This is a genomic window from Flavobacterium sp. 1 (assembly GCF_002797935.1).
Lineage (GTDB): Bacteria > Bacteroidota > Bacteroidia > Flavobacteriales > Flavobacteriaceae > Flavobacterium.
In genome coordinates, this window is sequence record NZ_PGER01000001.1 from 4,311,112 (window position 1) to 4,335,706 (window position 24,595).

The window sequence follows — 24,595 nt, forward strand, 5'->3', positions numbered from 1 at the left end:
TTTTTGCTAAAAAAATAGATTATTAATATTTTTTTCTGATTTTATACAATATAAACACAACACTTACGTTGTAAGTCATTATAAATAAATTGTTTAGAATTTAAATATGAAGATTGAGTTAGTTAGTTTTGTTTTAGTATTTTAAAAAGGCGTTCTTATTGGTTACATGAACGCCTTTTTTTATGTCTAGTTTGGTACAGACTTAATAACTTGCCAAAACAATTTGTTTTACTTTTTCCAAAGTAATATTTTGTTTTTCTCCCAATGCTTTCCAGCCTCTTTTTTCAAAACGGTCTGCAATGAAGTCGGCAGTTTTTTCAATATTTTCAGCGTTTTCGGAAAGTGCAGTTTTCATTCCCATGCTGTGAAAGAAAGCTATCGTTTTTTCAATGGCTGCTGTGGCAATTTCGTCTTCGGTTCCTGTTAATTGAAACATGCGTTTTCCGTATTGTGCCAATTTGCCTTTTTTGGTTTCAAACATTACTTTATACAGGTTTGGACCTATTATAGCCAATGTTCTGGCATGATCAATTCCGTAAAGAGCTGTCAGTTCATGACCAATCATGTGGGTAGCCCAATCGCTTGGAACTCCTTTTTGAATCAGTCCGTTCAAAGCCATGGTACAGCTCCACATAAAGTTGGAAGCTAAAGCATAATCTTCTGGATTTTCAACAACTTTTGGGCCTACTTCGAGTAAAGTTTGAAGGATTCCTTCCGCAATTCTATCTTGTAAAAAACCTTCGTGTACATACGTCAAGTATTGTTCCAGCACGTGAGTGTAGGCATCAACTACACCGTTTTGCAATTGTCTTTTTGGTAAAGATTGAATAACGGTTGGATCGCATATTGAAAATTGCGGAAATAATGCTGAGCCTCCAAAAGCCAATTTTTCTTGAGTAGCAGCAATTGTCACGACAGAACCAGAGTTCATTTCACTTCCAGTAGCAGGCAACGTTAAAATTGTTCCAAAAGGCATTGCATTTTCTTTAATCAAAATGTGTTTTTGAAGAATATCAATTGGATTTCCATCAAAATGTACTGCTGCCGAAATAAATTTCACTCCGTCAATTACTGAGCCGCCACCTACAGCCAGAATAAAATCGATATTTTCCTCCTTGATAATCGCAACAGCTTTCATCAACGTTTCGAAATGCGGATTGGCTTCAATTCCTCCAAATTCTACAATTTCAAATCCTTTAAGATTGTCAATCGTTTGTTGATGGATTCCGTTTTTAAAAATGCTTCCACCGCCATAAGCTAATAGTATTTTAGCACCTGCAGGAATTAATGTTTCTAGTTTTTCTATTTGTCCTTTTCCAAAAACTAATTTGGTAGGATTGTATAATTCAAAATTTAGCATAGTGTTTGTTTTTTAGTAAGATGCTAAGCTACTAAGTTTCTAAGATTCTGAGTTTTTTGAAAACACATATTTAAATCTTAGAAACTTAGCATCTCAGGATCTTAGAGTCTTTCTTCTTATTTTTTTGAATTCAATTGTGCTAATAATTTTTCGGCAACTAATTTAGATGAAGCTGGATTTTGACCTGTAATTAATAAGCCGTCTTCTACAGCATAAGGATTCCAATCAGCTCCTTTGGAATATACTGCTCCATTTTTTTGTAATTCATCTTCTAGTAAGAAAGGAACAATTTTGGTTAATCCAACCGCTTCTTCTTCGGTGTTGGCAAATCCGGTTACTTTTTTTCTTTAACCAAAAATTCTCCATTTGATTTTACATTTTTTAAAACAGCAGGAGCGTGACATACAAAAGCTACTGGTTTTTTATGGGTATAAAATGATTCAATTAATGCAATCGAATTTTTATCTTCAACCAAATCCCAAAGCGGACCGTGGCCTCCTGGGTAAAAAACAGCATCATAATCAGCTTGATTAACATCGGTTAATTTTTTGGTATTTTTTAGTTTTTCCAATAAAACGGCATCTGCATCAAAGCGTTTAGTGTCTTCTGTAGCTGATGATGGATCGGCACTTTTTGGGTCAATTGGGGGTTGTCCTCCCTTTGGTGTAGCGATGTCAATAATCACGCCTTTATCCAATAATGCATAATATGGTGCTGCCAATTCTTCGGTCCAAAATCCTGTTTTTTCACCTGTGTTACCCAATTGATCGTGGCTGGTAACTACGAATAATACTTTTTTCATCTTTTTATTATTTTGTTTTTGTGCAGTTGCCATAAAGCAGCTCACGGTTAATGCTAGAATAGTTAATACTGTAAATTTTCTCATGATTTAATTTTTAGTTCAGCAAATTTATGACGAATATGATATTAGTAAAAATAATTTAAATTATGTTTGTGATAAATATATTTATATCATGGTCAATCTTGAATGGTACCGAACGTTCAAATCGGTGTATAAAAACGGAAACTTTTCTTTGGCAGCTAAAGAATTATTTATCAGTCAGCCCGCTGTAAGTCAGCAGATAGTTATGTTGGAAGCACATGTGGGCTACAAGCTTTTTAATCGAAAGTCCAAAGGGGTTGAACCAACCGAGTACGCTAAGTTACTCAATAATTTAATTATTGATGCTTTAGATCGATTGGAAAATGTAGAGAACGGATTTCGAGCCAAAGCTTTTAACGCCAATCGATTACTGACAGTCGGTATATCCAGACATTTGATGAGCAGTATCGGCAGTGCATTGGTCGCTAAATTTGATTTTATCGATTTTACATTCCATAATAACGATGCGCTCTTTGATTTGGTGAATTCCAAAAAATTAGATTTTGCGATAGTAAATAAGAAATTCGACACTTTTGATACCATTCAAAAAAAGGTAGGTGAAATTAAGCAAGTAGTTGTCGGCTCTACTGATATTGATATTTCAATGATTAAGCAAAATATTAAAGCTAAAGATTTTAAGACCATCGAAAATTGGCTGAATGAGCAAAAATGGTACAGCCATGATGCTGGAATTCCGCATATTAAATTATTTTGGCTTCATGTTTTTGCTAAAAAAAGACCTTCGATTGTAGCCAATTATATCATTCCGTCAGAATATGAAATGCTGGAAATCCTCAGTAAAAATACTGGAGTTGCGGTTACTTGGAATCTTAATGCAAAAAATTTGATTCAGGAAAAGAAATTACAACTGATATGGAACAGCAAAGAAATGCCAAGTACTGATGTTTTTTTACTGTCAGGTAAAAATGAAAACTTGAGCCCAATTTTTCAGGATATAATGGTGGAGTTAAAGCTGGTTTTGGAGTAGTAATATTATAAATGATTATGAATGGTGAGTATTACTAAAATGTCGCTCTGTAAATTTGTTCTTCAAAACAAAGTTGTGATTTTCGTCAAGTGTTTTTGAATTGAAACTTTAGATTCAAAAACATAAGAAATATAAAACTATTTTTATATTTGTGTAAATCTTACGCATTTAGTATATGAGTGAAAATCAAAATATCAGAGTTGCTGTTGACGCTATAGTATTTGGTTACCAAAACAATCAGCTTTATGTGTTGTTAATTCAGCAAAAATTTGGAACGAAGGAATCCTATTGGGCATTGCCTGGCGGCTTAGTCCAAAATGAGGAATCTTTGGAAGATGCTGTGAAAAGAGAGTTGAAAGAAGAAACTAACATTAGCGTTAATTATTTTGAACAACTGTTTACCTTCGGAGATGATATATGTCGTGATCCTAGAAATCGAGTTATTTCGGTGGCTTATTTTGCCTTAGTGGATTCCTCAAAATTAATAGTCAAAGCCGATTCGGATGCCGAAAACGCCCAATGGTTTAAGATTGATGAAATTCCCGCTTTAGCTTTTGACCATACGATTATTTTGGGCAAGGCAATGGAGCGATTAAAAGCAAAACTTACCTATGAACCCATAGGATTTGATTTGTTGCCAAAAGAGTTCTTATTTTCTGAACTAGAAAATTTATACTGCACCATTCTGGAAAAAGAAATTGATCGTAGAAACTTTAGAAAAAAAATATTAAGCTTTGAAATTATTGAAGAAACAGATCGTTTTTCTCCTTTAAAAAGTGGAAGACCAGCAAAATTATTTAAGTTTAATAAACAGAAATACAATGCTTTATTAAAGAAAGGGTTTCACTTCGAAATAAAATTTGCGTAATTTTTACACAAAATAAATTGTTTATTAAAAAATACTATCTATATTTGCGTATAATTAACGCAAAATCAAAAACTATGATACTTAATTTAGACCCAAATTTCAAACCATTTGCTGCACAGCAAGAAGTTATTTTTCAAAATTTCACTTTTTCAGGGGGAGAACCTCACATCAAAATAGATCCCAATTTTGATGTAACACAAAAAATCACCATTACCCATCGATTAAATTCATTCAATGATTTAGGATTATTGTGTATTGCAGTTGATGCTTTGCGCAGAATGGATGTGAAAAACATGGAACTTTTCATTCCTTATTTCCCTGCTGCCAGACAAGACAGAGTGATGATTAAAGGAGAGCCATTATCGGTTAAAGTGTATGCCGATATCATTAATGGAATGCAATTCGACAAAGTGTTTGTTTTTGATGCGCATTCTGAAGTTACGCCAGCATTGGTAAATCATTGCGAAGTGATTTCGAATCATACTTTTATTGAAGCGGTTGTGAAAGCAATAGGAAACGACGTCAAGTTAATTTCTCCAGATGGGGGGGCCTTGAAGAAAATTTATAAAGTTTCAGAGTTCTTGGGCGGAGTTGAAGTAGTGGAATGCAGTAAAAGCCGAGATGTAAAAACTGGAAGATTATCTGGGTTTAAAGTGTATAATAACGATTTACAGGGAGCAGATTGTTTGATTGTAGATGACATTTGTGATGGTGGAGGAACTTTTGTAGGTCTTGCCGAAGAACTGAAAAACAAGAATGCTGGTAGGTTGTATTTGGCAGTAAGCCACGGGATTTTTAGTAAAGGATTTGCTGTTTTGAATTGTTTCGAAAAAATATTTACCACCAATTCATTCAAAGATTTTGAAGGAGAAAATGTGGAAGTGATTGGATTAAATCAATTGATATGAAATACGATATAAAAGATATAGCTCCCGAAAGTAAATTTTTGTTTTTCTGGGGACATCAACCTTCGAAAGATGGAATTATAACCAAAACCTGTTTCAGCCAATGGTGGATTAGTCCATTTGTGGTGGATGGCATTACCTATAAAACCGCGGAGCATTGGATGATGGCAAAAAAAGCAGAACTGTTCAATGATGATGAAGTTTTGGAAAAAATAATTCAAGCGAATTCTCCAGCTGAAGTTAAAAAATTAGGACGCGAAGTTAAAAACTATGATGATAATCTATGGCTGGCAAACCGGTATGAAATTGTAAAGCAAGGCAGTTTTCATAAGTTTAATCAAAATTCGGATTTAAAAGAGTTTCTTATGAATACTAAAGAAAGAGTTTTGGTAGAAGCGAGTCCAGTTGATGCTATTTGGGGAATTGGAATGGCAGGTGATCATAAAGACATTCATAATCCTGAGAAGTGGAGGGGATTAAATTTATTAGGTTTTGCATTGATGGAGGTTAGGGATGCATTAAGAGAAATAGAAAAATGAGTATTACAAAAAAAGAACAAAAGGTAATTAATAAGATTCAATCAAGACTAAGTAGCTGTGCTGATTGTGAATCTTGGGATGAAGGAGAACCCCTTTGGTTGTGGGGAGATGCAACTGATATATATAATTTATTAGCAGATTCTGAAATTGAAGATAATAGAAAAGAAGTTATTGCTTTTGAATTTAAGTGCCCAAATTGTAGCTGTGAATTAGAGTTAATGTCAAAAGTTAGTATTAAAAGAAAATATGAGTTAGAATTAGAAAAGCATATTTTTCAATCAATGAAAAAATATGGAAATTCGTTAAAGGACTTCGAAGCTTTAATTAGGGATTATCCTTTTTTGGCTTTAAATCATACTATTGGAAAGAAAATTTTTAGGGAAGTTTCAAAAAAGAAAATAGCACAAACAACTATTAAAGCGGATACGGTTTTATATAGATCTCGTTTGTGTGAAAGCTCAAAAATACTTGGTTCTAATGATTTATTTAATCCTCCTTTAGGAGTTCCTACTGAAGGAAGATTTAATCATAATGGGCAAAGCTATTTTTATTTATGTAATGAAGAAGAAGGTTCAATTTTAGAAATAAGCGAAAATGAATTAGTTTGGACGCAAACTTTTAAAATAGATGAAGAAATTGATAATATCTTAGATTTATCTTTTGACTATGAAGAGGTTTCTCTTTCAACAGATGCATTATTAATCTGTTTACATCTTTCTGAAATTTTTAAAAAGAATAGCACGAATAAAGGGAATTGGAAACCAGATTACTTCATTACAAGATTCGTAATGGATTGTGCGAAAAAATCTGGATATAGTGGAATTAAATATAATTCAATAAAAATGTATTCGTCCATGAATTATGTTTTATTTGATATTAAAAATAAGAATATTAAACCTTTAGACGAGCCAGAAGTTAAAAAATACTCGCAAAAAAATATTAGGGATAGAGATTTTTCTTTTTTAGATAGTTTAAAAGATATTTAACAGATGGAAAATGACAGAGCCATTATTTAAAAGTCATTAATTATAATGTTGAGTTTCTAGGTTATGATTTTTAAATCATAGAAATAAATCAAAAATCATGAACGAAAAAGCAGCAAAAGGCATCAGCAAATTTTTGAGTTTTGTACTTAGGCATTCGCCAGAAACAATCGGATTAGAATTAGACGAGAATGGCTGGGCAGATGTAGAAGATTTAATTTCAAAATGTCCCAAAGATGGAAGTATATTAAATCTGGAACTTTTGGAATTTGTTGTAGAAAACAATGATAAAAAACGTTTTGTTTTTAATGAAAATAAAACAAAAATCCGTGCAAGTCAGGGGCATTCTATTTCAGTTGAATTGAATTTAGTTGAAACAGAACCTCCGGAATTTTTATATCACGGCACCGTTGGAAAGTTTTTGGAAAATATTCGAAAAGAAGGTCTGCAGAAAATCAGCCGTCAGCATGTGCATCTTTCAAAAGATAAAGAAACTGCCGTAAAAGTTGGAAGCAGGAGAGGAATCCCTCAAATTTTGATTATTAAGAGCGGTATTATGCAGAGAGATGGATTTAAATTTTACTTGTCTGAGAACAATGTTTGGCTGACAGACAAAGTTCCAGAAACGTATATTCAATTTTAATAAATCGAATCAGATTATAAATTAGTTAAACATAAATAAAAAATTATGAACCCACTATTATTAACAGACGGTTACAAAGTTGACCACAAAAGACAATATCCAGACGGAACAACATTAGTATATTCTAATTGGACTCCAAGAAAATCAAGAATTGATGGTATTGATGAAGTTGTATTTTTTGGATTGCAATATTTCCTTAAAAAATATATCATTCAAGATTTTGATTTGCATTTTTTCAAACAGCCAAAAGAAGTAGTGGTGCAAAAATATGCCCGCAGAATCAATAATTATTTGGGCGAAAACCAAGTGGGAACAAAGCATATTGAAGACTTACACGATTTAGGGTATATCCCGATGGTGTTCAAAGCCTTGCCAGAAGGAGCCAGCGTGCCTATTCGCGTGCCTATGTTTACTATGTACAATACGATCCCTGAGTTTTTCTGGTTAACCAATTATTTTGAGACATTGCTTTCTGCGGTAATTTGGCTGCCTTGTAATTCGGCAACAATTGCAAAACAATACAGAAAAGTATTGGACAAATATGCCGAAGAAACGTCATCAATGCCAGAGTTTGTCGATTGGCAGGGACACGATTTCTCAATGCGGGGAATGGGCGGTATCGAAGCGGCGGTAACATCTGCAGCGGGACATTTATTGAGTTTTACAGGTTCGGATACAATTCCGGCAATTGATTTTTTTGAAGAATATTACAATGCCAATTCAGATACCGAATTAATAGCTGGTTCTGTTGCTGCAACTGAGCATTCTGTAATGTGTATGGGTACTACCGAAGGAGAATATGAAACTTTCAAAAGATTAATTTGCGAAGTGTATCCAAAAGGAATTGTTTCTATCGTGTCAGATACTTGGGATTTATGGAAAGTGCTTACTGATTATTTGCCTCGATTGAAAGATGAAATTGTTTCAAGAGAAGGAAAAGTAGTGGTGCGTCCAGATAGCGGAGACCCAGTTGATATTATTTGCGGTAATCCAAATGGCAAAACCGAACAAGAAAAGAAAGGGGTAATTGAACTGCTTTGGGATGTTTTTGGAGGTACTGTAAATGCAAAAGGATTTAAAGAATTAGTTCCTCAAATTGGCGCTATTTATGGAGACAGTATTACCGTAACTAGAGCAACTGCCATTTGTGAACGATTAAAAGCTAAAGGTTTTGCTTCTACTAATGTGGTTCTTGGAATTGGTTCATTTACGTACCAATACAATACAAGAGATACTTTTGGATTTGCAATGAAAGCGACTTATGGAGAAGTAAACGGAGAAGGAAGAGCCATTTTTAAAGACCCAATCACGGATGATGGTACCAAAAAATCTGCTAAAGGATTAATGAAAATAGAATTGGTTGATGGTCAATATACTTTAACAGATGAAGTGTCTTGGGAAGAAGAACAAAAAGGCGAATTGAAAGAAGTTTTTAGAGACGGAAAACTTTTAATAGACCGAAGTTTATCTGAGATTCGAAGTCAAGTCAAAAATAGTGTGCTGCAACTGAGTTTGTAAAAACAAAAAGCCTAAATGAATTTTCTCATTTAGGCTTTTTGTTTCAGCTTTTACTTCCTGTAAAAATTATTATGATCGATGTAATCCCAGACTTTATAGGGTAAAAGAGGCTGAACATTTTTCCCTTTCTTAATATTTTCTCGAATAAAAGTAGAAGATATTTCTACAACTGGAGCATCAATCAGATGGATTTTTGGATGGTTTTTTAGTTCCAAATTTTGCTTTGCCAGTTCGCTTTTCAAGCTCGTGTCAGTTTCTGACGAAATGCGGGGATAGACATAAATGTTATGATGTTCCAAAATCACTTCATAGTTTTTCCACTTGTGTAATGATTTTAAATTGTCTTCGCCCATGATTAGAGAAAACTTGTGACTAGGAAATTTTTCTTGTAAATGAACTAGTGTATTTACCGTGTAATTGGGCTGTGATAATTTGAACTCAATATCTGAAGGCTTTATTTTTAAAAAATCTTCAGTAGCAAGATGCACCATTTGCAAGCGGTGGTAATCGTCAAGTAAAGTGGTTTTCTTTTTGAACGGATTGTGTGGTGTTACGACCATCCAAACCTGATCTAAATCGGCATGCTCTGCCATGTGATTGGCAATGATCAAGTGTCCCACATGAATAGGATTATAAGTTCCAAAATAAAGTCCGATTTTCATTTAACTTAGTAACTAGTGATTAGTAAAAAGTAATTAGTTCTTGAGGGTTTTCGAAAAAGCATTAATCATTTTAGATTCTTCCTCAATTTGATTTAAAATTTCATTGAACAAAGTCTTATTTACTATAAAACCAAGTTCATTAGCAATTAGTAACTGAGTTTCAATTTCGAATAATGAGCCTCTTGAAATATCTAAAAAATGACTAAATGATTTATCTGTATTTCTTCCATAGCCTTCAGCAATATTAGAAGGAATAGATACTGAAGCTCTTTTTAATTGACTTGTTAGAGCATATAATTCTTCTTGAGGAAATGATTTTACTAACTGATAAACTAAACAGACTATCTTAATTCCTTTTTGCCAAATCAATAAATCTTTATATGATTTTATTTCACCCATTTCAAGCTAATTACTTTTTACTAATCACTAGTTACTATTTTTTTACAAAAGTCTTCACCAATTGATACGCTTCTTCAAGTGCAACAGGCAAATCATAGTTTTTGATAATCACGTCAAATTGCGGTGCAGTAGCCAATTCTACAGAAGCTTTTGCAATTCGCATATTGATTTTGTCTTCACTTTCGGTGGAGCGTTCTTTCAGTCTTCTTTTGAGTTCATCTACGCTTGGAGGTTTTACAAAAACAGCCAAAGTTTCCTCAGGAAATTTATGTTTAATACGCAAACCGCCCGCAACATCAATGTCAAAAATTACGTTTTTGCCGAGCGCCCAAATGCGTTCTACTTCGCTTTTTAGCGTTCCATAGAAATTGTCGCGATAGACTTCTTCCCATTCTACAAAATCTTCTGCTTTGATGTGATTTTTAAACTCTTTTAAGGACATAAAGTAATAATCCTTTCCGCTTATTTCTTCACCACGAGCTTCACGCGTTGCTGCTGATATGGAAAACTCCAGATTCAAATCTTCTTTTCCTAATAAATGTCTAACTATAGTGGTTTTCCCAGATCCCGATGGTGCTGAGAATACGATTAATTTTCCTTTTTTCATTGTATTGCACTATTTTATAAGTCTTATGGATTCAGTATCAATTGTGATGGTTTTACTAATTTCTTTATCGTCACTTGAATCTGTAATTTTATATTGGAGTATTTTTTTATTGTTTTCTTGTAAATTTTCTGAATTAATAAATCCTCTACAATTTTCTATTTCTATTTCTTCAAATTGAATTAACTCATTTTTATTATTAATTACTAAAATTATATAACCGAAATCTGTTGCTCCGCCACACATACCTTGAATGTTTGGATTTCCGGATTGTTCATATTTTAATAATAACCGTGTTTCTGAAGTAGATATTTTCTTTGAAATAATTTCTAAGTCCTTGTAATCTAAGTGATAATTTGAAAGGTTAATTATAGAACTGCCTATTTTTAAAAACTTAAAATCTTCGAAAACATAGATGTCTTCTAATTCATTATTAATAGTTATTTTTAGATTTTTGGCGTTGTTTGACCATGTATTATTCTCTTTAGGATTATTTGAAATAAAGATTTTTTCATTATAATTTTTGAAAGTTTCAATTTCATCTAATTTGTCCCAAACAACTCCTGAAAAATCAAAATTTAATATTTTTTTTTCAAAAATTTCATCTGTAGTATTAAATAATGTCAACCCTGTCATTGGGTTAAAAACACCAACTAGAGGAATATTTTTTTTACTTTATTATAGTAATACCATCCTTTAACTGAAAATACATATAAATGATCCTCTGAAAAATTTTCAACTTTTAAATAAATAGTAATATCATATTTATCATCAATCGAACCGTAAAAAATTCTATCATTAGTTCTGAAGCTTTCAATTGAAATGTTTTTTTGTTGTGAAAAACAAGTTAGTGTTGTTAGAAAAAAGAATAGTAAAATATTTTTTTTCATCCCAATAAATTTTAAATTACAAAACATTCAACACTTGTTCCTTAATTTTTTCCAATTCATCTTTCATCTGAACCACTAATTTTTGCATTTGAGCATGATTCGCTTTGGAACCCATAGTGTTGATTTCACGTCCCATTTCCTGAGTGATGAAACCTAGTTTTCTGCCGTTGGCTTCCGTTCCATTGATGGTTTCCAAGAAGTAATCCAAATGGTTGGTCAAACGCACTTTCTCTTCGGTGATGTCCAGTTTTTCGAGGTAATAGATTAATTCCTGCTCAAAACGATTTTCATCAACGTTTACTTTCAATTCTGCAATGGCAGTCTGCAGACGGTCTTTTATCGCCTGAACACGCTCTGGATCCAGTGCCAAAGCTTCATTCATGTATTGACGAATGTTCCCGATACGCAATTGAAATTCATTTTCGAGAGATTGTCCTTCGTCTCTACGAAAATTCAAAATATTTTGTAACGCTTCTTCGATGGCAGTTTGGATTTGAACCCAGTCATTTTCGTCGATTTCTTCGCGCTCTATTTTCATGGTGTCCGGCATACGCACGGCCATTTTCATCAATTCAGTTTCATCGGCATCGGCATAGACTTCTCTTAATTGTTTGATGTAGGCTTTCACGATAGGCACATTGACTTTGGTTGAAGTTTGTTCTGCGGTACTTTCGATAAAAATAGAAAAATCAACTTTGCCTCTCTCTAGTTTCAAAGCGATTTGGTTGCGTAAACCCAGTTCCATTTCGCGATAAAGAGAAGGCATTCGTACATTTAAATCTAAACCTTTACTGTTTAAAGATTTTACTTCCACTGTAATTTTTTTGGATGGTAATTGCAAAGTAGCTTTACCAAATCCAGTCATCGATTGTATCATATATTTTTCTAAAAGTGTTCAAAGATAATAAAAAAGCGTTCAGTGGTCAGCTTTTAGTATTCTGTGTCAAGGTTTAGGCAGTTTTTAATAATCCAGTTTTAGATTTTATCATTTTCAAAAGAATAATAATAAATATCTCATTAATGTTTTTGATATTAACCCAACGCTTTCATTACTTGAAGAATGTTTTGTTGTGTATTGCCAATGTATATTTTGTCATTGATAATAAAAACGGGACGGCTCAGGAAAGTATAATGTTCTAAGATGTATTTTTTATAATCATTTTCGGTGAGGGATTTGTTTTTTAAATCCATCGATTTATACAATTGCGCTTTTTTGCTGAACAAAGCTTCATAACTTCCAGAAAGTCGATACATTTCCTCAAGTTCTTCAACAGTAATAGGATTTTGCTTGATGTCATGAAAAGCCAAATCATGGTCTTCTGGAAGTGATTTTATTATTTTTCGGCAAGTGTCGCAAGTTGCGAGGTAGTATATTTTGTTCATTATTTTTCTATTTTCTAAATGCAAAGGAAATCATTTGACATTTAAAATGTTTATTTTTATGCAAAAATTAAAAACATGAAAGATACGTTTGAAGTTAACAGCACCAGCCGAAAAATGCTAAATGCTTATTTTGAAAATTACACATTAGAACAATTAAATAAAATTCCCGAAGGATTTGATAATAATTTAATTTGGAATATTGGGCATGTTGTTGTGACACAGCAAGTTTTAGTTTATAAATTATCAGGATTGCCAATGATGGTTTCGGATGAAATGGTGGAGAAATACAGAAAAGGAACGAAGCCAGAACAGGATGTAACCCAAGAAGAGGCAGATGAGATAAAAGAATTATTGTTTGATACGCTGCATAAATTGGAAGTAGATTACAACAATGGCATTTTTGTAAATTACCAAGAATATCCAACATCTACAGGATATATTTTGAAAAGTGCTGTAGGAGCTATAGAGTTCAATAATTTTCACGAAGGGCTTCATATTGGAATCATGATGAGCATCAGAAAGTTTGTATAAAGTTGATTATTAGTTAAATAAAAGCAAAGCGGTAATTTAGACAGAAGCAAAAAGAATCTAAAAAAGATAAAATGAAATTCAATACCAAAGTCATTCATGGAGGTCAGCATCATGATCCAAGTACAGGCGCAGTAATGCCTCCAGTTTACCAAACTTCTACATTTGTGCAGACAAGTCCAGGAAAACCTTTAAACCCAGATTATGAATACAGCAGAGCGGCAAATCCAACACGTACGGCTCTGGAAAATGCATTGGCTAGTATCGAGAATGGAACACGAGGATTGGCTTTTTCGTCAGGACTTGCAGCTACCGATTGTATTTTAAGGTCGTTTAAAGCAGGTGATGAAATCATTGCCATGGACGATTTATATGGCGGAACCTATCGGATGTTTACCCGTATTTATAAAGACAGCGGAATCGTATTTCATTTTGTAGACATGAATAATTTGGATAAATTCAAGTCGCTGATTAATGAAAAAACTAAATTGGTTTGGGTAGAAACGCCTACGAATCCTTTAATGAAATTGGCCGATATTCAGGAAATTGCCAAAATAACCAAAGCTAATAATATTCTTTTTGCTGTAGATAATACGTTTGCAACGCCTTATCTGCAAAAACCGCTGGATTTAGGAGCTGATATTGTAATGCATTCGGCCACCAAATATTTGGGAGGACATTCGGATGTAATTGCGGGCGCTTTAATCGTAAAAGACGAAGCTCTTGGTGATCAATTGTATTTTCAGCAATTTGCTACAGGAGCAACTCTTGGACCAATGGACAGTTTTTTGGTATTGAGAGGAATAAAAACGCTGTCTTTGCGTGTGCAGAGACATTGCGAAAATGGAACCAAAGTTGTCGAATTCTTGAACAATCATCCCAAAATAAAAACAGTTTATTATCCTGGTTTACCGAGTCATCCGTATCACGAAATTGCCAAAAAGCAGATGAGTGGTTTTGGCGGAATGGTTTCTTTCACTTTTGCTTCAGGCAAAAAAGAAGATGCAATCGATTTTCTTGAAAAGCTAAAAGTTTTTACCCTTGCAGAATCTTTAGGAGGCGTAGAATCATTAGCCAATCATCCAGCATTAATGACGCATGCATCCATTCCTGAGGGTAAACGAAAAGAAGTCGGAATCACTGATGATTTAGTTCGTCTGAGCGTAGGGATTGAAGACGCCGAAGATTTAATAGCCGACTTACAGCAGGCATTAGCATAAAACTAAAAAATCCAACTTGATTATAAAGTTGGATTTTTTTATGTAAAAAGTATTTCTCTTAATTGTTCAGATATAGAATATATCCAAATCCGATAAAAGTCAGCCAGTCATTATTTTTGTTTTCTGTAAACAATTCTCGATTAGGATTAAGACCGTCAACCCAATCCGAATTGAAATATTGAGCTCTAATGTCAAATACAAGATCAGACATTGGAGTCAGTTTATAGCGGGTTCCAATATTTAAAACTCCAGAAAAAACCATTTTACTTTCGTTAGAAAACCCATAAGGATGTCCGTCTGAAGGGACTAAATATTTTGGATGGGTGGTGTTTGTATTTCCAAGTTCACCTAATTCAGAAGTTGCAGTAGCAGTATAAAAATTGACTTGCGGACCCAAAGCTATATATGGCGCAAAACTTCCTATTGTTCTCTCAAAATCGTGAATATGTACAAAGCTGTATTCAAGCTGGAAACCCAAATTAACCAATTGAGTTGAACCCCGCATTGCTTTCAGCTGTTTCGATGGAATTGTGTTTTTTTCAGTCCATTTTCCATAATGCTGTAAATTGGTTTTACTATAGGAAAACTCATTTCTTATTTTGAAATGTTCTGCGAAATAGTCATTTACAAAGTCAGTATAGGAGAAATTCATATAGTCGACAAATGCAATTTGAAGCCCCATATTGTTTAAATTGGTTTGTGTATCGTTACGCTGTCCATAATCAGAACGAAATTCAATCCGTCCAGCTATTACACCTAACTCATGGCTGATTCCTGCTTGCGAAAAAGAATTAAATGGCAAGCCAATTAATAAGAGTAATGCAATTATTTTTAGTTTAGTCATAAGTTCGAGGCATTTTAGTGACTGAGCAAAGATATGAAAAGCACTAAGATAGAATTTATTAAATTTAAAAAATAAATAGCAATAAAATTAAATTTAAAATAAACAGCATATCTTTATAATCATTATCAATGCTATATCGATTTCGTAAAAACACTATCTCATGTATTGAATTTTTTATAAATGACTAATAAAAAGATAATTTTACTTAAATATGGTATAAAAAAAGTTAAAATATTTGAATAAGATGTATCTTTGCAAAACTAACGAAAGCGTTTATCAAACGCTTATAATTTATTAACCATGTCACAAACTATTACAGATTTTATAGAATTGGTTGCCAAAAAAAATCCGAACGAACCGGAATTTATGCAGGCTGTTACAGAAGTTGCAGAAACAGTAATCCCTTTCATCGAAGAAAATAAAAAATATCAAAACAAAATGATCTTGGAAAGAATGGTCGAGTCAGATCGTATCATTATGTTTCGGGTGGTTTGGACAGACGATAAAGGTGACACACAAGTAAATAGAGGATACCGTATTCAAATGAATTCGGCTATCGGGCCATATAAAGGAGGAATCCGTTTTCATCCTTCCGTAAATTTAAGTATTTTGAAGTTCTTGGCTTTTGAACAAACCTTCAAAAACAGTTTGACAACACTGCCAATGGGCGGCGGAAAAGGCGGAGCTGATTTTGATCCAAAAGGAAAATCAGATAACGAAGTAATGCGTTTTTGTCAAGCCTTCATGACTGAATTATCCAAGCATATTGGAGCTGATACCGATGTGCCTGCTGGAGATATTGGTGTTGGAGGAAGAGAAGTAGGATACATGTTTGGTCAGTTCAAAAGATTAAGAAACGAATTTACAGGAGTTTTAACAGGTAAAGGAATTTCTTTTGGAGGATCATTAATCCGTCCGGAAGCAACTGGATACGGAGATGTATATTTTGCACAAAGTATGCTGGCTACCAAAGGGGAAAGCTTTTCTGGGAAAACTGTTGTAATCTCTGGATCTGGAAACGTTGCACAATATGCAGCTGAAAAAGCAACTCAATTAGGAGGTAAAGTAGTAACGCTATCAGATTCCGCTGGATATATCTATGATGCAGACGGAATTGATGCTGAAAAATTAGCTCATGTAATGTATATTAAAAATGAGTTAAGAGGAAGAATCAGTGATTACACTGCTAAATATCCAAATGCTAAATTTGTAGCTGGTAAACGTCCTTGGGAAGTAAAATGTGATGTTGCCTTACCTTGTGCGACTCAAAATGAGCTGAACGAAGACGAAGCAAAAACACTTGTTGCTAACGGATGTATCTGTGTTGCCGAAGGAGCAAACATGCCTTCAACACCAGAAGCAGTTCACGTTTTCCAAAAAGCTAAAATTTTATTTGCACCAGGAAAAGCTTCCAATGCGGGCGGCGTTGCCACTTCAGGACTTGAAATGTCACAAAACTCATTGCGTTTAAGCTGGACTTCTGAAGAAGTGGACGAAAGATTAAAAATGATCATGAAAGATATCCACGCCTCCTGTGTAAAATATGGCACCGATGCTACAGGTTTTACAGACTACGTGAGAGGAGCCAACATCGCCGGATTTGTAAAAGTAGCCGATGCTATGCTTGCTCAAGGAGTGGTATAAAGATTTTAGATTTCTGATTAACGATTTCTGATTTCTGATTTTAAAGCAGGATTGACTAATCACCATTAAAATATAAAATGCCTTTTTTCTGTAAAGAGTAAAGGTGTTTTTTTTTGCTCATAGCGAACTGAATTCAAAAATCGTTAATCATAAATCTGCAGTCTAAAATCTAAAGTTTTCTGGGCGAAACCCCATTATGAAAAGGGGGCTGATTTTAGATAACGCTTATTCGCCCCCTTTCCATAATGCGGTCGGGCTATCTGGGCTACTTCGGTAGCTTCCGTCTATCCCTTTCGCAGACACAACAGCTTCACGGGAAAAGAGACATTTTTGTTTTTTCAAGACCAAAACCAGAATCACGCATTCAAAAAAACTTTCAGGAAATTGTAAGTATTATTCAATATATTTGGGAAGAATACAAGCAAGTTATCTAGTAGTCAGTGTTCATCCTGTTTTGGGTGAATTTGTTATACTTTGTAGCGTGTATATAGAAGTTAGTGGCAATTTAACACCAGAAAACCATAGAAATGACAGATAATAATGAAAAAAAGTACGGAAGAACTCTCTTTGATGTAATTGCAGAACATCCAAAGTGGACAGTTTATATTTTTGCAATCCTAGTTGTTACAATTATTCTATTAGCATTTTTAAGGGTTCCCATTAAAATTGGTGATTTTGAAGTTGGTCAAAATAAATCTGTTATACATGACACAATATTAAAGACTAAAGTAGACACACTTTTTGTCGAAAAAAAAACTATAGTAAACAAACCAAATTTTAACGTTCCTAAACTTCAAAAAGAAAAATCTAAAAATATTATGTCTAGTACACCAACAGGGCAAACAAATATTAATACAGGCACAAACAATGGAATTGTTGGTGACAATGGAACAATCAACAATAATGGCATTCAGCCTAGAAAAATAACAGAACAGGATTTTGAAATATTTAAAAGTAATTACCCTGACAAAACAATTCAAATAAATTTTAGAATTTATGGAATGGCTGATGCAGAAATATACAATGTTAAAAAACAGATAATAACATTATTAAAATCAAATGGTTATAACAAAATAGAAGAGCCTTTTCTTGTTGTTATTGGGGTTGATCCTCCAAGCAGAATAACTGTGAACAAGACTTCAAATGGTGTAATTTTCGAAATACCACCAGCACAACAATAGTTACACAATATAAACTGTCATTAACAGTTACAACGCATTTGGACAACCGGCTTAATGAAAAGTTGGTTTTTTGGAAAGTAAATGTTAGTAGCTTTTTAGCCAAAAAATAAAGAAAACAGAAATAATAAAGATTATGATTGCATTATACATAAACTGGGATTTTGACTCAGAAATAATTAATATTTTCGGATTCCCATTAAAATATTATGGACTTTTATTTGCTTGTGGTTTACTTTTATGCATGTACATTCTTAAAGGAATTTTTAAAGAAGAAAACTTAAAAGACAGTGCACACGAAGCATTATTTGTTTACGGAATAATTGGAATTTTTGTCGGAGCCAGATTAGGGCATTGTTTATTTTATGACTTTGATTATTACTCAAAAAATCTATTGGAAATTATTCTGCCCATTAAAAAATCTTTAAATGGAGATTATAAATTTATCGGATTTGCAGGCTTGGCAAGCCACGGCGGAACAGTTGGTCTGATTATTTCACTTTATCTATATTCGAAAAAATACAAAATAAAATATCTTAAAATCCTTGATTTAATTGCAATTGTTGCGCCGCTTGGAGCCACATTTATAAGACTTGCGAACTTAATGAACTCTGAAATGATTGGTAATCCAACAACAATGCCCTGGGCATTTATTTTTAAACGTATTGACAATATACCAAGACATCCAGCCCAGCTTTATGAAGCGGTCTCCTATTTTATAATTTTTATAATAATTTTCAGCATATACAAAACTAAAAACATAAAATTTGGAAATGGTTTTTACTTTGGTTTAGCAATAACTTTAATTTTCACAATGAGAATTTTAATTGAGTTTGTAAAAATAAATCAAGTAGAATTTGAAGAAGGAATGAAATTAAATATGGGGCAGATATTGAGTATTCCGTTTATAATAATTGGAATGTATTTTGTGTCAAAAAATCTAATAAAAAAAGAAGTAAACTAAAAATCCCAATGCCAGCTTTTAGCCCCGATAGAAGCAAAAATCCTTGTGGACCGGGGTTCGGTTCACAAGATTACTTCACTATACTTTCATTTTCATAGGAGTTCAGTGAACTTCGTTTGTAGCGGATAGCGGGACGATGCTCACTGAAAACACCTATTCTTTCTGCTCCAAAAATTAATAATCGAGTTCAGGTTTTAAACCAATTTTAATTCATTTATCCTGAGAATTCCCATTCAAGAATCCCTAATTCTTTCCTTTGTGTTATATTTGTGAACCAATTTGTTGTTCAATGCAAAAAAGACTTTTATACCTGCTTTTTTTATTCGTGGTTCAAATCACTTTTGCCCAAAGCAATTTGTCTTGGCAGGGATATTTCTCTTATACCCAAATCAAAGCCGTTTCCGAATCGCCAAAAGCAATTTACGCCGCTTCCGAAAACGCCTTGTTCTCTAAAGATAACAGCACCAACATTATAAAAACTACCACAACAGTCGATGGACTTGCTGGCGAAACCATTACCGCATTGTATTACAGCCCAACTTTCAACAAAACGATTGTTGGATATCAAAACGGTTTGTTAACCGTAATCAACGAAGCCGATGGATCGATGCTTAGAGTTGTGGATATTATCAATAAAAATTTACCGGCAAACATAAAACGAATCAATAATTTCATGGAGTACAACGGAATTGTTTATGTCTCCACCGATTTTGGAATCGTTCAATTCAATTTAACCACTTCACAATTTGGCGACACTTATTTTATTGGCGACAATGGTGCCGAAATCAAAGTTTCTCAAACAGCAATTCACAGCGGATTTATTTATGCAGCAACATCCAATGGCATTCGAAAAGGAAATATCGCCAATACCAATTTAATAGATTACGAACAATGGCAAGTAACCGCAACAGGCAATTGGTTTGGAGTTGCCTCTTTAGGAACTGAATTGTATGCTGTAAATGCAGCGGGCTATATTCATAAATACGATTCGGCATCCAATACGTTTAATGGCTTTTTGCAATTATCAGAGGCTACAGCTAATTTTCGATCCACCGCCGATTATTTGATTGTGACAACACCCAATTCAGTTTTGATTTACAATAAACAAATGGTACTGCAGCGTCAGATAAATAAAGATCAGATTCTGAAGATGAATTCAGCTTTCAGCTGTGCCACTATAATTGATGCTGTTATTTTTATGGGGACCACCGAAAACGGATTGATTACGACTTCACTTTCAGGTGCTTCAGCATTTGATAACATAACCCCAATTGGGCCATCCCGAAATAATATTTTTGCTCTGCAGGTTACACCAACACAGTTTTGGACAGTCTATGGGGATTATGATAATTTTTATAATCCATATCCATTGGACGATTTGGGAATTAGTAAATACACAACAGCTGGATGGTTAAATATTCCTTTTGATGAGGTGCTTGGTGCCAAATCCATGACCCGAATTGCAATCAATCCAGCCAACGAAAACGATGTGTATGCGAGTTCTTATTTTTCAGGTTTATTAAAAATACAAAGCGATAGTCCAACTATTTTATACAATCAAAGCAATAGCAGTTTAGAATCTTTAACTATTGATCCGCCGAATCCTAATTATATCGATATTAGAATCGGAGGGACGGCCTTTGATAAATCGGGGAATTTATGGATTAACAATTCTAGAGTAGCCAATGGTTTGAAAATGCTAAGTTCTGGCGGACAATGGAAGACTTATGCCATGGATAAAATTATAACGACACCTGGCAGTAATGATTTTGGGACTATGGTTATTGATAAGTATGGGACAAAATGGATGTCAACCAATATAAATGGCGTAATTGGTTTTAACGAAAGCAGTAATACATTCAAAAAAATGACTTTTGGCGCAGATCAGGGAAATTTGCCAATAAAAGATGTTCGGACTCTTGCCGTGGATACCAAAAATCAGCTTTGGATTGGAACTACAAAAGGATTGAGAGTTTTGTATAATGTGAACGCCTTTACAACCGAAAGCCAGTTAACAGCCGAAAGTATTATTATTATAGAAGATGGTCTTGCTCAAGAACTGCTTTACGAACAGTTTATAACTGACATCGAAGTAAATGGTGCTAATGAAAAATGGATTGCAACTGCAGATGCCGGCGTATTTTTGGTTTCTTCAAACGGACAAGAAACCAAGTATCATTTTACCACAGACAATTCTCCTTTGCCAAGTAATGTGATAAACGACATCAGCATCAATAAGAGTACTGGCGAAGTCTTTATAGCTACTTCCAAAGGTTTGATTTCTTTCAAGGGAATTGCTACATCGGCTAGCGATAATCTAAATAATGTATATGTGTACCCTAATCCCGTTCGTCCAGAATATGAAGGGACTGTAAAAATAAACGGACTGCTCAATAAAGCCAACGTAAAAATTACCGATGTTGCGGGAAATCTAGTATTCGAAGCCACTACTGAGGGCGGAACTTTAGAATGGGACACCACTGCTTTTGGGAAATACAAAGTGGCATCTGGGGTGTACATGATTTTTGTCTCTGCTCAAGACGGGAGTGAAACCAAGGTTAAGAAAGTGATGATTATAAGGTAGTCGAAAGTTAAAAAGTCAAAAATCTTAAATTCTAAGAAGTCCAATAATCTAACAATCCAATTTTGCAAGTCAAAACCAAAGCCATCGTTATATCTGCTTTAAAATTTCAAGAAAAAAGCTTGATTGTAAAGTGTTTTACTTTATCCAATGGATTGAAGTCGTACTTTGTGCGGGATGCTTTTTCGTCTCGAAAAGCAAGTCAAAAAATGGCTTATTTTCAGCCTTTGACAATTATCGAGATTGAAGCCGTTCATAAAAACAAAGGAACTTTGGAAAATTTCAAAGAAGTAAAAATATCGTCCCCTTTTCATTCGATACATTCGGATATTTTCAAAAGCACTATGGTTTTGTTTCTCTCCGAAATTCTGCATCATTCGATACATGAAGAAGAAAAAAACGAATCGTTGTTTACTTTTCTAGAAACCGCTTTACATTGGTTAGACCAGCACGATGAAATCTCCAATTTTCATTTAATTTTGATGTTGGAAACTACAAAATACCTTGGGTTTTATCCAGATACGTCAGATATCGACATGCCTTTTTTCGAAATGATTGAAGGTATTTTCACTCCTTTTCATGCCATTAGTTCACTCACAGAACATGAAACGCAATTGTTCAAAAAACTAATTCAGCTGAAATTTGATAACGATCAAAAAACGTTTCATGTCATTGAAAGACAATTGCTCTTGAAAATTTTAATCGATTACTACAGTTTTCATCTTGATGGGTTCAAAAGGCCAAAATCGTTGGATGTTTTAAAAGAAGTTTTTCTTGATGTTTAATTAATAGAGTTACATTTAAATATTCGAATACGTTTTCCATTTTTCATACTACTAATGATGCAATTGAAAAAAAGTCAATTTTGGATTGTTTAAAGTTTCGAATCCGGTTCATGACTGCGTTTCCGTTATGAGAACCATCGGAATTGGTATTCCCTTCGATAGTTTCGATTATATCACCATGAATCGCAGTTACAATTCCGGTATGAAACCAATCGTTTGGCGTTTTTTGAATCAAAAATATATCTGCAGGTTTTACCAGAGCAGGATTTGTTGTGGCTAGCTGATAACGAGTAAGTATTTTTTTTTGAATACCGGTTGTGCCAACAGTATCACAGTTATAGGTCAACGGCATTAAAGTTTTGAAGTTTTTACCTTGGATAGAAGCCGCTTGATCAATTATAGCTTGTACAAATCCCATGCACCAAAACCAGTCGGTTCCTTCATGTCCGTCCATATAACTTCGCACCCATGGACCAGAATTACTTTGATTGTTGATCACAAGTTCAAAAGGATTATTTTTAAGATGGTTTTTGGCTGTATTCAGAATTAATTCTCTTAAATTACTGCCAGATACGGGACTTTCAAAAGCTTTTTTGAGAGGTGATGTGAGTATATCGAATAGTTTTTGATCTACACTTCCAGTTTGGGGCAAGCTGTTGAACTTTTGAAAATTCAGTACTGCTTTCTCAGTTGCGGGACCAAAATCACCATCGATACCCGTTGCAGTTCCTGAGTTTGTATTTTGCATAGCAAATAAATTAAGCCACGACTGAATTTTTTCAATATCTTTTTTGTTATTATTTACTCCTTTTCTTTGTTGAGTGGCTTTAATAAGCAGCTCTTTTTGGTAGAATGTTTTTTGCATGACTTTATTGTTTTTAAATGTTTTTTCAAATTATCGCCTACAATCTCTTCAATTTTTTATTCTGTTTTCTAAATCAAAGCTGCCGTAATAAAAAGTTTTTCCTCTTTATTATATTCCAATTCAATTCCTTTCAAAATATGTTGAGAACTGATTACAGTAGTGTTTTCATCAAGTGTTTGTAAACAGGCAAAAGCCATTGCCGACACTATTTGTGCACCATTGAGTTCATAATTTTTGGCTGCTGTTTCGAGGATGTAATGATCTTTGAGTTTTGTTTTTTGGGGCATGCAATTCTCCCATAATTTCAAACGTTCTTCGGCTGTGGGTTTGTTAAAATGAATAATAGAATTAAATCTTCTTAAAAAAGCATCATCAATATTATTTTTAAAATTAGATGTCAGAATTACCAAGCCGTTAAAATTTTCGACCCTTTGCAATAAATAGCTGACTTCCTGATTAGCATATTTATCATTAGAAGATTTGGTCTGTGTTCGTTTTCCAAATAAGGCGTCGGCTTCGTCAAAAAGAAGAATCCAATCCTTATTCTCGGCTTGAATGAATATTTTTTCAAGGTTTTTTTCGGTCTCGCCAATGTATTTGGAAACGACTTGTGATAAATTAATGCGGTACACTTCTTTCGAAAATTCTTTCCCCAGCAAAGTAGCAGTAAGTGTTTTTCCAGTACCTGACGGGCCATAAAATAGACTTCGGTAGCCAGGTGCAATTTGTTTGGCCATTCCCCAATCGTGACGCAATTGATCTTGATGTTTCAGCCAAAGTTTAATTTGTTTGATGTGATCTTGAGTATTCTGATTTACGACCAAGTCTCCCCATTCCATCTTGGTGGTGACTTCTTGTGCTGGAAAGTTTGGACCAAATTTAGGTTTTAGTTTTTCGCCAAAAAATAACAGGTGAACCATTTCGGGTTGTAAAATAATGCGTCCGCTCATCAAAGGCTCGCCTTCTTTTACATCACCCAGAAATAAAATATTTTCTTTGAAAAACCAGTGATTAGGAGAGAATAAATCTTGAATTTCCAATCGGTAGTTGATATCCTCTTTAGCCAAAATATATTGTATGGTTTCCCCAGTAGGTAACATTCCTCTGTGATTATCTAACCGAATTCCTCCCAATTCTGAAATTTCACCACCCTCTGGAAATACATCTTTTATGATTGTGTCAAGAAAATTGGGCAGTACATGCGGGACTAAAGCCAATAATAGGATTACGGACTCAGCATGAGTTGTTTCTCTTTTTAATATTTCTGAAAAAGTGTTTTGGAAATTATAATTTGGCCCTATCTCATTTGAAAGGCTAGAAAAAATATAAGATTTTAGAGTTTGAAATAGCATAGTTTTTAA

Annotated in this window: 24 protein-coding genes and 2 pseudogenes; 14 read left to right on the forward strand and 12 right to left on the reverse strand. The window is 33.9% G+C overall.

The window, feature by feature from the left end; all coding sequences use genetic code 11:
- Positions 1 to 202: 202 nt before the first annotated feature.
- Both CLU83_RS17400 and CLU83_RS17405 read right to left on the reverse strand, forming a co-directional pair.
- The gene (locus tag CLU83_RS17400) at positions 203 to 1,360 is read right to left on the reverse strand and encodes an iron-containing alcohol dehydrogenase (RefSeq protein WP_100432779.1); all 1,158 of its coding nucleotides are present in this window, start codon (positions 1,358 to 1,360) and stop codon (positions 203 to 205) included.
- 116 nt (positions 1,361 to 1,476) lie between these two features.
- Positions 1,477 to 2,246, reverse strand: a pseudogene (locus tag CLU83_RS17405) (type 1 glutamine amidotransferase domain-containing protein).
- Positions 2,247 to 2,334: 88 nt separating this feature from the next.
- On the opposite strand from CLU83_RS17405, the gene CLU83_RS17410 reads away from it, so the two are divergent.
- The 7 genes from CLU83_RS17410 (at position 2,335) to CLU83_RS17440 (ending at position 8,687) form a co-directional block, all read left to right on the forward strand.
- Entirely contained in the window at positions 2,335 to 3,231 is an 897-nt protein-coding gene (locus CLU83_RS17410; protein ID WP_100432780.1) for a LysR family transcriptional regulator, read from the forward strand.
- Positions 3,232 to 3,406: 175 nt separating this feature from the next.
- Positions 3,407 to 4,099 carry an NUDIX domain-containing protein gene (locus CLU83_RS17415; RefSeq protein ID WP_100432781.1) on the forward strand — a complete coding sequence of 231 codons (693 nt, stop codon included), beginning with the start codon at positions 3,407 to 3,409 and terminating at the stop codon, positions 4,097 to 4,099.
- 74 nt (positions 4,100 to 4,173) lie between these two features.
- Positions 4,174 to 5,007: a ribose-phosphate diphosphokinase gene (gene prs / locus CLU83_RS17420; protein WP_100432782.1), complete on the forward strand. Its 834-nt coding sequence runs from the start codon at positions 4,174 to 4,176 to the stop codon at positions 5,005 to 5,007.
- Complete coding sequence (locus tag CLU83_RS17425) at positions 5,004 to 5,543, forward strand: NADAR family protein (RefSeq protein ID WP_100432783.1); 540 nt, start codon at positions 5,004 to 5,006, stop codon at positions 5,541 to 5,543. The genes prs and CLU83_RS17425 overlap by 4 nt, the downstream gene beginning before the upstream one ends.
- Complete coding sequence (locus tag CLU83_RS17430; protein ID WP_100432784.1) at positions 5,540 to 6,529, forward strand: RES family NAD+ phosphorylase; 990 nt, start codon at positions 5,540 to 5,542, stop codon at positions 6,527 to 6,529. Before CLU83_RS17425 ends, CLU83_RS17430 begins: the two co-directional genes overlap by 4 nt.
- A 97-nt stretch (positions 6,530 to 6,626) precedes the next feature.
- Positions 6,627 to 7,169, forward strand: coding sequence for an RNA 2'-phosphotransferase (locus CLU83_RS17435; protein WP_100432785.1), 543 nt, complete (start codon positions 6,627 to 6,629; stop codon positions 7,167 to 7,169).
- A gap of 45 nt (positions 7,170 to 7,214) precedes the next feature.
- Positions 7,215 to 8,687 (forward strand): nicotinate phosphoribosyltransferase, encoded by a 1,473-nt coding sequence (locus CLU83_RS17440; protein WP_100432786.1) that lies wholly within the window; start codon positions 7,215 to 7,217, stop codon positions 8,685 to 8,687.
- Positions 8,688 to 8,737: 50 nt separating this feature from the next.
- Here the strand turns inward: CLU83_RS17440 and nadD are convergent, their stop codons facing one another.
- From nadD to CLU83_RS17475, 7 genes are all read right to left on the reverse strand, one after another.
- Complete coding sequence (gene nadD, locus CLU83_RS17445) at positions 8,738 to 9,349, reverse strand: nicotinate (nicotinamide) nucleotide adenylyltransferase (protein WP_100432787.1); 612 nt, start codon at positions 9,347 to 9,349, stop codon at positions 8,738 to 8,740.
- Between the two features lie 33 nt (positions 9,350 to 9,382).
- On the reverse strand, positions 9,383 to 9,748 hold the full coding sequence (locus CLU83_RS17450; RefSeq protein WP_100432788.1) for a four helix bundle protein: 366 nt from the start codon (positions 9,746 to 9,748) through the stop codon (positions 9,383 to 9,385).
- 34 nt (positions 9,749 to 9,782) lie between these two features.
- Positions 9,783 to 10,355 (reverse strand): guanylate kinase, encoded by a 573-nt coding sequence (gene gmk / locus CLU83_RS17455; protein ID WP_100432789.1) that lies wholly within the window; start codon positions 10,353 to 10,355, stop codon positions 9,783 to 9,785.
- 9 nt (positions 10,356 to 10,364) lie between these two features.
- Positions 10,365 to 10,988 (reverse strand): hypothetical protein, encoded by a 624-nt coding sequence (locus CLU83_RS17460; RefSeq protein WP_100432790.1) that lies wholly within the window; start codon positions 10,986 to 10,988, stop codon positions 10,365 to 10,367.
- Positions 10,989 to 11,005: 17 nt separating this feature from the next.
- A complete protein-coding gene (locus CLU83_RS17465) occupies positions 11,006 to 11,242 on the reverse strand; it encodes a hypothetical protein (protein WP_157802134.1) in 237 nt (78 codons plus the stop codon).
- A gap of 16 nt (positions 11,243 to 11,258) precedes the next feature.
- Positions 11,259 to 12,119 carry a YicC/YloC family endoribonuclease gene (locus CLU83_RS17470; protein WP_100432792.1) on the reverse strand — a complete coding sequence of 287 codons (861 nt, stop codon included), beginning with the start codon at positions 12,117 to 12,119 and terminating at the stop codon, positions 11,259 to 11,261.
- A 155-nt stretch (positions 12,120 to 12,274) separates the two neighbouring features.
- Complete coding sequence (locus CLU83_RS17475; protein ID WP_100432793.1) at positions 12,275 to 12,625, reverse strand: arsenate reductase family protein; 351 nt, start codon at positions 12,623 to 12,625, stop codon at positions 12,275 to 12,277.
- A 75-nt stretch (positions 12,626 to 12,700) separates the two neighbouring features.
- Between CLU83_RS17475 and CLU83_RS17480 the strand changes: the two genes are divergently transcribed.
- The gene (locus tag CLU83_RS17480) at positions 12,701 to 13,156 is read left to right on the forward strand and encodes a DinB family protein (protein ID WP_100432794.1); all 456 of its coding nucleotides are present in this window, start codon (positions 12,701 to 12,703) and stop codon (positions 13,154 to 13,156) included.
- A 59-nt stretch (positions 13,157 to 13,215) separates the two neighbouring features.
- Positions 13,216 to 14,373: pseudogene (locus tag CLU83_RS17485) on the forward strand (cystathionine gamma-synthase); the annotation flags it as partial.
- Positions 14,374 to 14,431: 58 nt separating this feature from the next.
- Here the strand turns inward: CLU83_RS17485 and CLU83_RS17490 are convergent.
- A complete protein-coding gene (locus CLU83_RS17490; RefSeq protein ID WP_100432796.1) occupies positions 14,432 to 15,217 on the reverse strand; it encodes a glutamate dehydrogenase in 786 nt (261 codons plus the stop codon).
- 300 nt (positions 15,218 to 15,517) lie between these two features.
- Here CLU83_RS17490 and gdhA point away from each other — a divergent pair, with 300 nt between their 5' ends.
- From gdhA to recO, 5 genes are all read left to right on the forward strand, one after another.
- On the forward strand, positions 15,518 to 16,861 hold the full coding sequence (gene gdhA / locus CLU83_RS17495; RefSeq protein ID WP_100432797.1) for an NADP-specific glutamate dehydrogenase: 1,344 nt from the start codon (positions 15,518 to 15,520) through the stop codon (positions 16,859 to 16,861).
- 527 nt (positions 16,862 to 17,388) lie between these two features.
- Positions 17,389 to 18,042, forward strand: a complete 654-nt coding sequence (locus tag CLU83_RS17500; RefSeq protein WP_100432798.1) for a hypothetical protein — start codon at positions 17,389 to 17,391, stop codon at positions 18,040 to 18,042.
- A 133-nt stretch (positions 18,043 to 18,175) separates the two neighbouring features.
- A complete protein-coding gene (lgt, locus tag CLU83_RS17505) occupies positions 18,176 to 19,003 on the forward strand; it encodes a prolipoprotein diacylglyceryl transferase (RefSeq protein WP_100432799.1) in 828 nt (275 codons plus the stop codon).
- Between the two features lie 289 nt (positions 19,004 to 19,292).
- Entirely contained in the window at positions 19,293 to 21,587 is a 2,295-nt protein-coding gene (locus tag CLU83_RS17510; RefSeq protein WP_100432800.1) for a T9SS type A sorting domain-containing protein, read from the forward strand.
- A 62-nt stretch (positions 21,588 to 21,649) separates the two neighbouring features.
- The gene (gene recO / locus CLU83_RS17515; protein ID WP_100432801.1) at positions 21,650 to 22,369 is read left to right on the forward strand and encodes a DNA repair protein RecO; all 720 of its coding nucleotides are present in this window, start codon (positions 21,650 to 21,652) and stop codon (positions 22,367 to 22,369) included.
- Positions 22,370 to 22,412: 43 nt separating this feature from the next.
- On the opposite strand, the gene CLU83_RS17520 is transcribed toward recO, so the two are convergent.
- The gene (locus CLU83_RS17520; RefSeq protein WP_100432802.1) at positions 22,413 to 23,234 is read right to left on the reverse strand and encodes a peptidoglycan-binding protein; all 822 of its coding nucleotides are present in this window, start codon (positions 23,232 to 23,234) and stop codon (positions 22,413 to 22,415) included.
- 68 nt (positions 23,235 to 23,302) lie between these two features.
- Positions 23,303 to 24,586, reverse strand: a complete 1,284-nt coding sequence (locus CLU83_RS17525) for an ATP-binding protein (protein ID WP_100432803.1) — start codon at positions 24,584 to 24,586, stop codon at positions 23,303 to 23,305.
- Between the last annotated feature and the right edge of the window lie 9 nt (positions 24,587 to 24,595).

What these genes read in the sequence shown, in the direction of transcription:
- nadD (WP_100432787.1), bottom strand. Translation starts at nt 9,349, where the DNA reads ATGAAAATCGGACTTTATTTTGGAACTTATAATCCTATTCATGTGGGA.
- gdhA (WP_100432797.1), top strand. Translation starts at nt 15,518, where the DNA reads ATGTCACAAACTATTACAGATTTTATAGAATTGGTTGCCAAAAAAAAT.
- CLU83_RS17525 (WP_100432803.1), bottom strand. Translation starts at nt 24,586, where the DNA reads ATGCTATTTCAAACTCTAAAATCTTATATTTTTTCTAGCCTTTCAAAT.
- CLU83_RS17460 (WP_100432790.1), bottom strand. Translation starts at nt 10,988, where the DNA reads ATGACAGGGTTGACATTATTTAATACTACAGATGAAATTTTTGAAAAA.
- CLU83_RS17415 (WP_100432781.1), top strand. Translation starts at nt 3,407, where the DNA reads ATGAGTGAAAATCAAAATATCAGAGTTGCTGTTGACGCTATAGTATTT.
- CLU83_RS17425 (WP_100432783.1), top strand. Translation starts at nt 5,004, where the DNA reads ATGAAATACGATATAAAAGATATAGCTCCCGAAAGTAAATTTTTGTTT.
- CLU83_RS17465 (WP_157802134.1), bottom strand. Translation starts at nt 11,242, where the DNA reads ATGAAAAAAAATATTTTACTATTCTTTTTTCTAACAACACTAACTTGT.
- CLU83_RS17510 (WP_100432800.1), top strand. Translation starts at nt 19,293, where the DNA reads ATGCAAAAAAGACTTTTATACCTGCTTTTTTTATTCGTGGTTCAAATC.
- CLU83_RS17435 (WP_100432785.1), top strand. Translation starts at nt 6,627, where the DNA reads ATGAACGAAAAAGCAGCAAAAGGCATCAGCAAATTTTTGAGTTTTGTA.
- CLU83_RS17400 (WP_100432779.1), bottom strand. Translation starts at nt 1,360, where the DNA reads ATGCTAAATTTTGAATTATACAATCCTACCAAATTAGTTTTTGGAAAA.
- CLU83_RS17490 (WP_100432796.1), bottom strand. Translation starts at nt 15,217, where the DNA reads ATGACTAAACTAAAAATAATTGCATTACTCTTATTAATTGGCTTGCCA.
- lgt (WP_100432799.1), top strand. Translation starts at nt 18,176, where the DNA reads ATGATTGCATTATACATAAACTGGGATTTTGACTCAGAAATAATTAAT.
- CLU83_RS17430 (WP_100432784.1), top strand. Translation starts at nt 5,540, where the DNA reads ATGAGTATTACAAAAAAAGAACAAAAGGTAATTAATAAGATTCAATCA.
- CLU83_RS17440 (WP_100432786.1), top strand. Translation starts at nt 7,215, where the DNA reads ATGAACCCACTATTATTAACAGACGGTTACAAAGTTGACCACAAAAGA.
- gmk (WP_100432789.1), bottom strand. Translation starts at nt 10,355, where the DNA reads ATGAAAAAAGGAAAATTAATCGTATTCTCAGCACCATCGGGATCTGGG.
- CLU83_RS17475 (WP_100432793.1), bottom strand. Translation starts at nt 12,625, where the DNA reads ATGAACAAAATATACTACCTCGCAACTTGCGACACTTGCCGAAAAATA.
- CLU83_RS17470 (WP_100432792.1), bottom strand. Translation starts at nt 12,119, where the DNA reads ATGATACAATCGATGACTGGATTTGGTAAAGCTACTTTGCAATTACCA.
- CLU83_RS17410 (WP_100432780.1), top strand. Translation starts at nt 2,335, where the DNA reads ATGGTCAATCTTGAATGGTACCGAACGTTCAAATCGGTGTATAAAAAC.
- prs (WP_100432782.1), top strand. Translation starts at nt 4,174, where the DNA reads ATGATACTTAATTTAGACCCAAATTTCAAACCATTTGCTGCACAGCAA.
- CLU83_RS17500 (WP_100432798.1), top strand. Translation starts at nt 17,389, where the DNA reads ATGACAGATAATAATGAAAAAAAGTACGGAAGAACTCTCTTTGATGTA.
- CLU83_RS17520 (WP_100432802.1), bottom strand. Translation starts at nt 23,234, where the DNA reads ATGCAAAAAACATTCTACCAAAAAGAGCTGCTTATTAAAGCCACTCAA.
- CLU83_RS17480 (WP_100432794.1), top strand. Translation starts at nt 12,701, where the DNA reads ATGAAAGATACGTTTGAAGTTAACAGCACCAGCCGAAAAATGCTAAAT.
- CLU83_RS17450 (WP_100432788.1), bottom strand. Translation starts at nt 9,748, where the DNA reads ATGGGTGAAATAAAATCATATAAAGATTTATTGATTTGGCAAAAAGGA.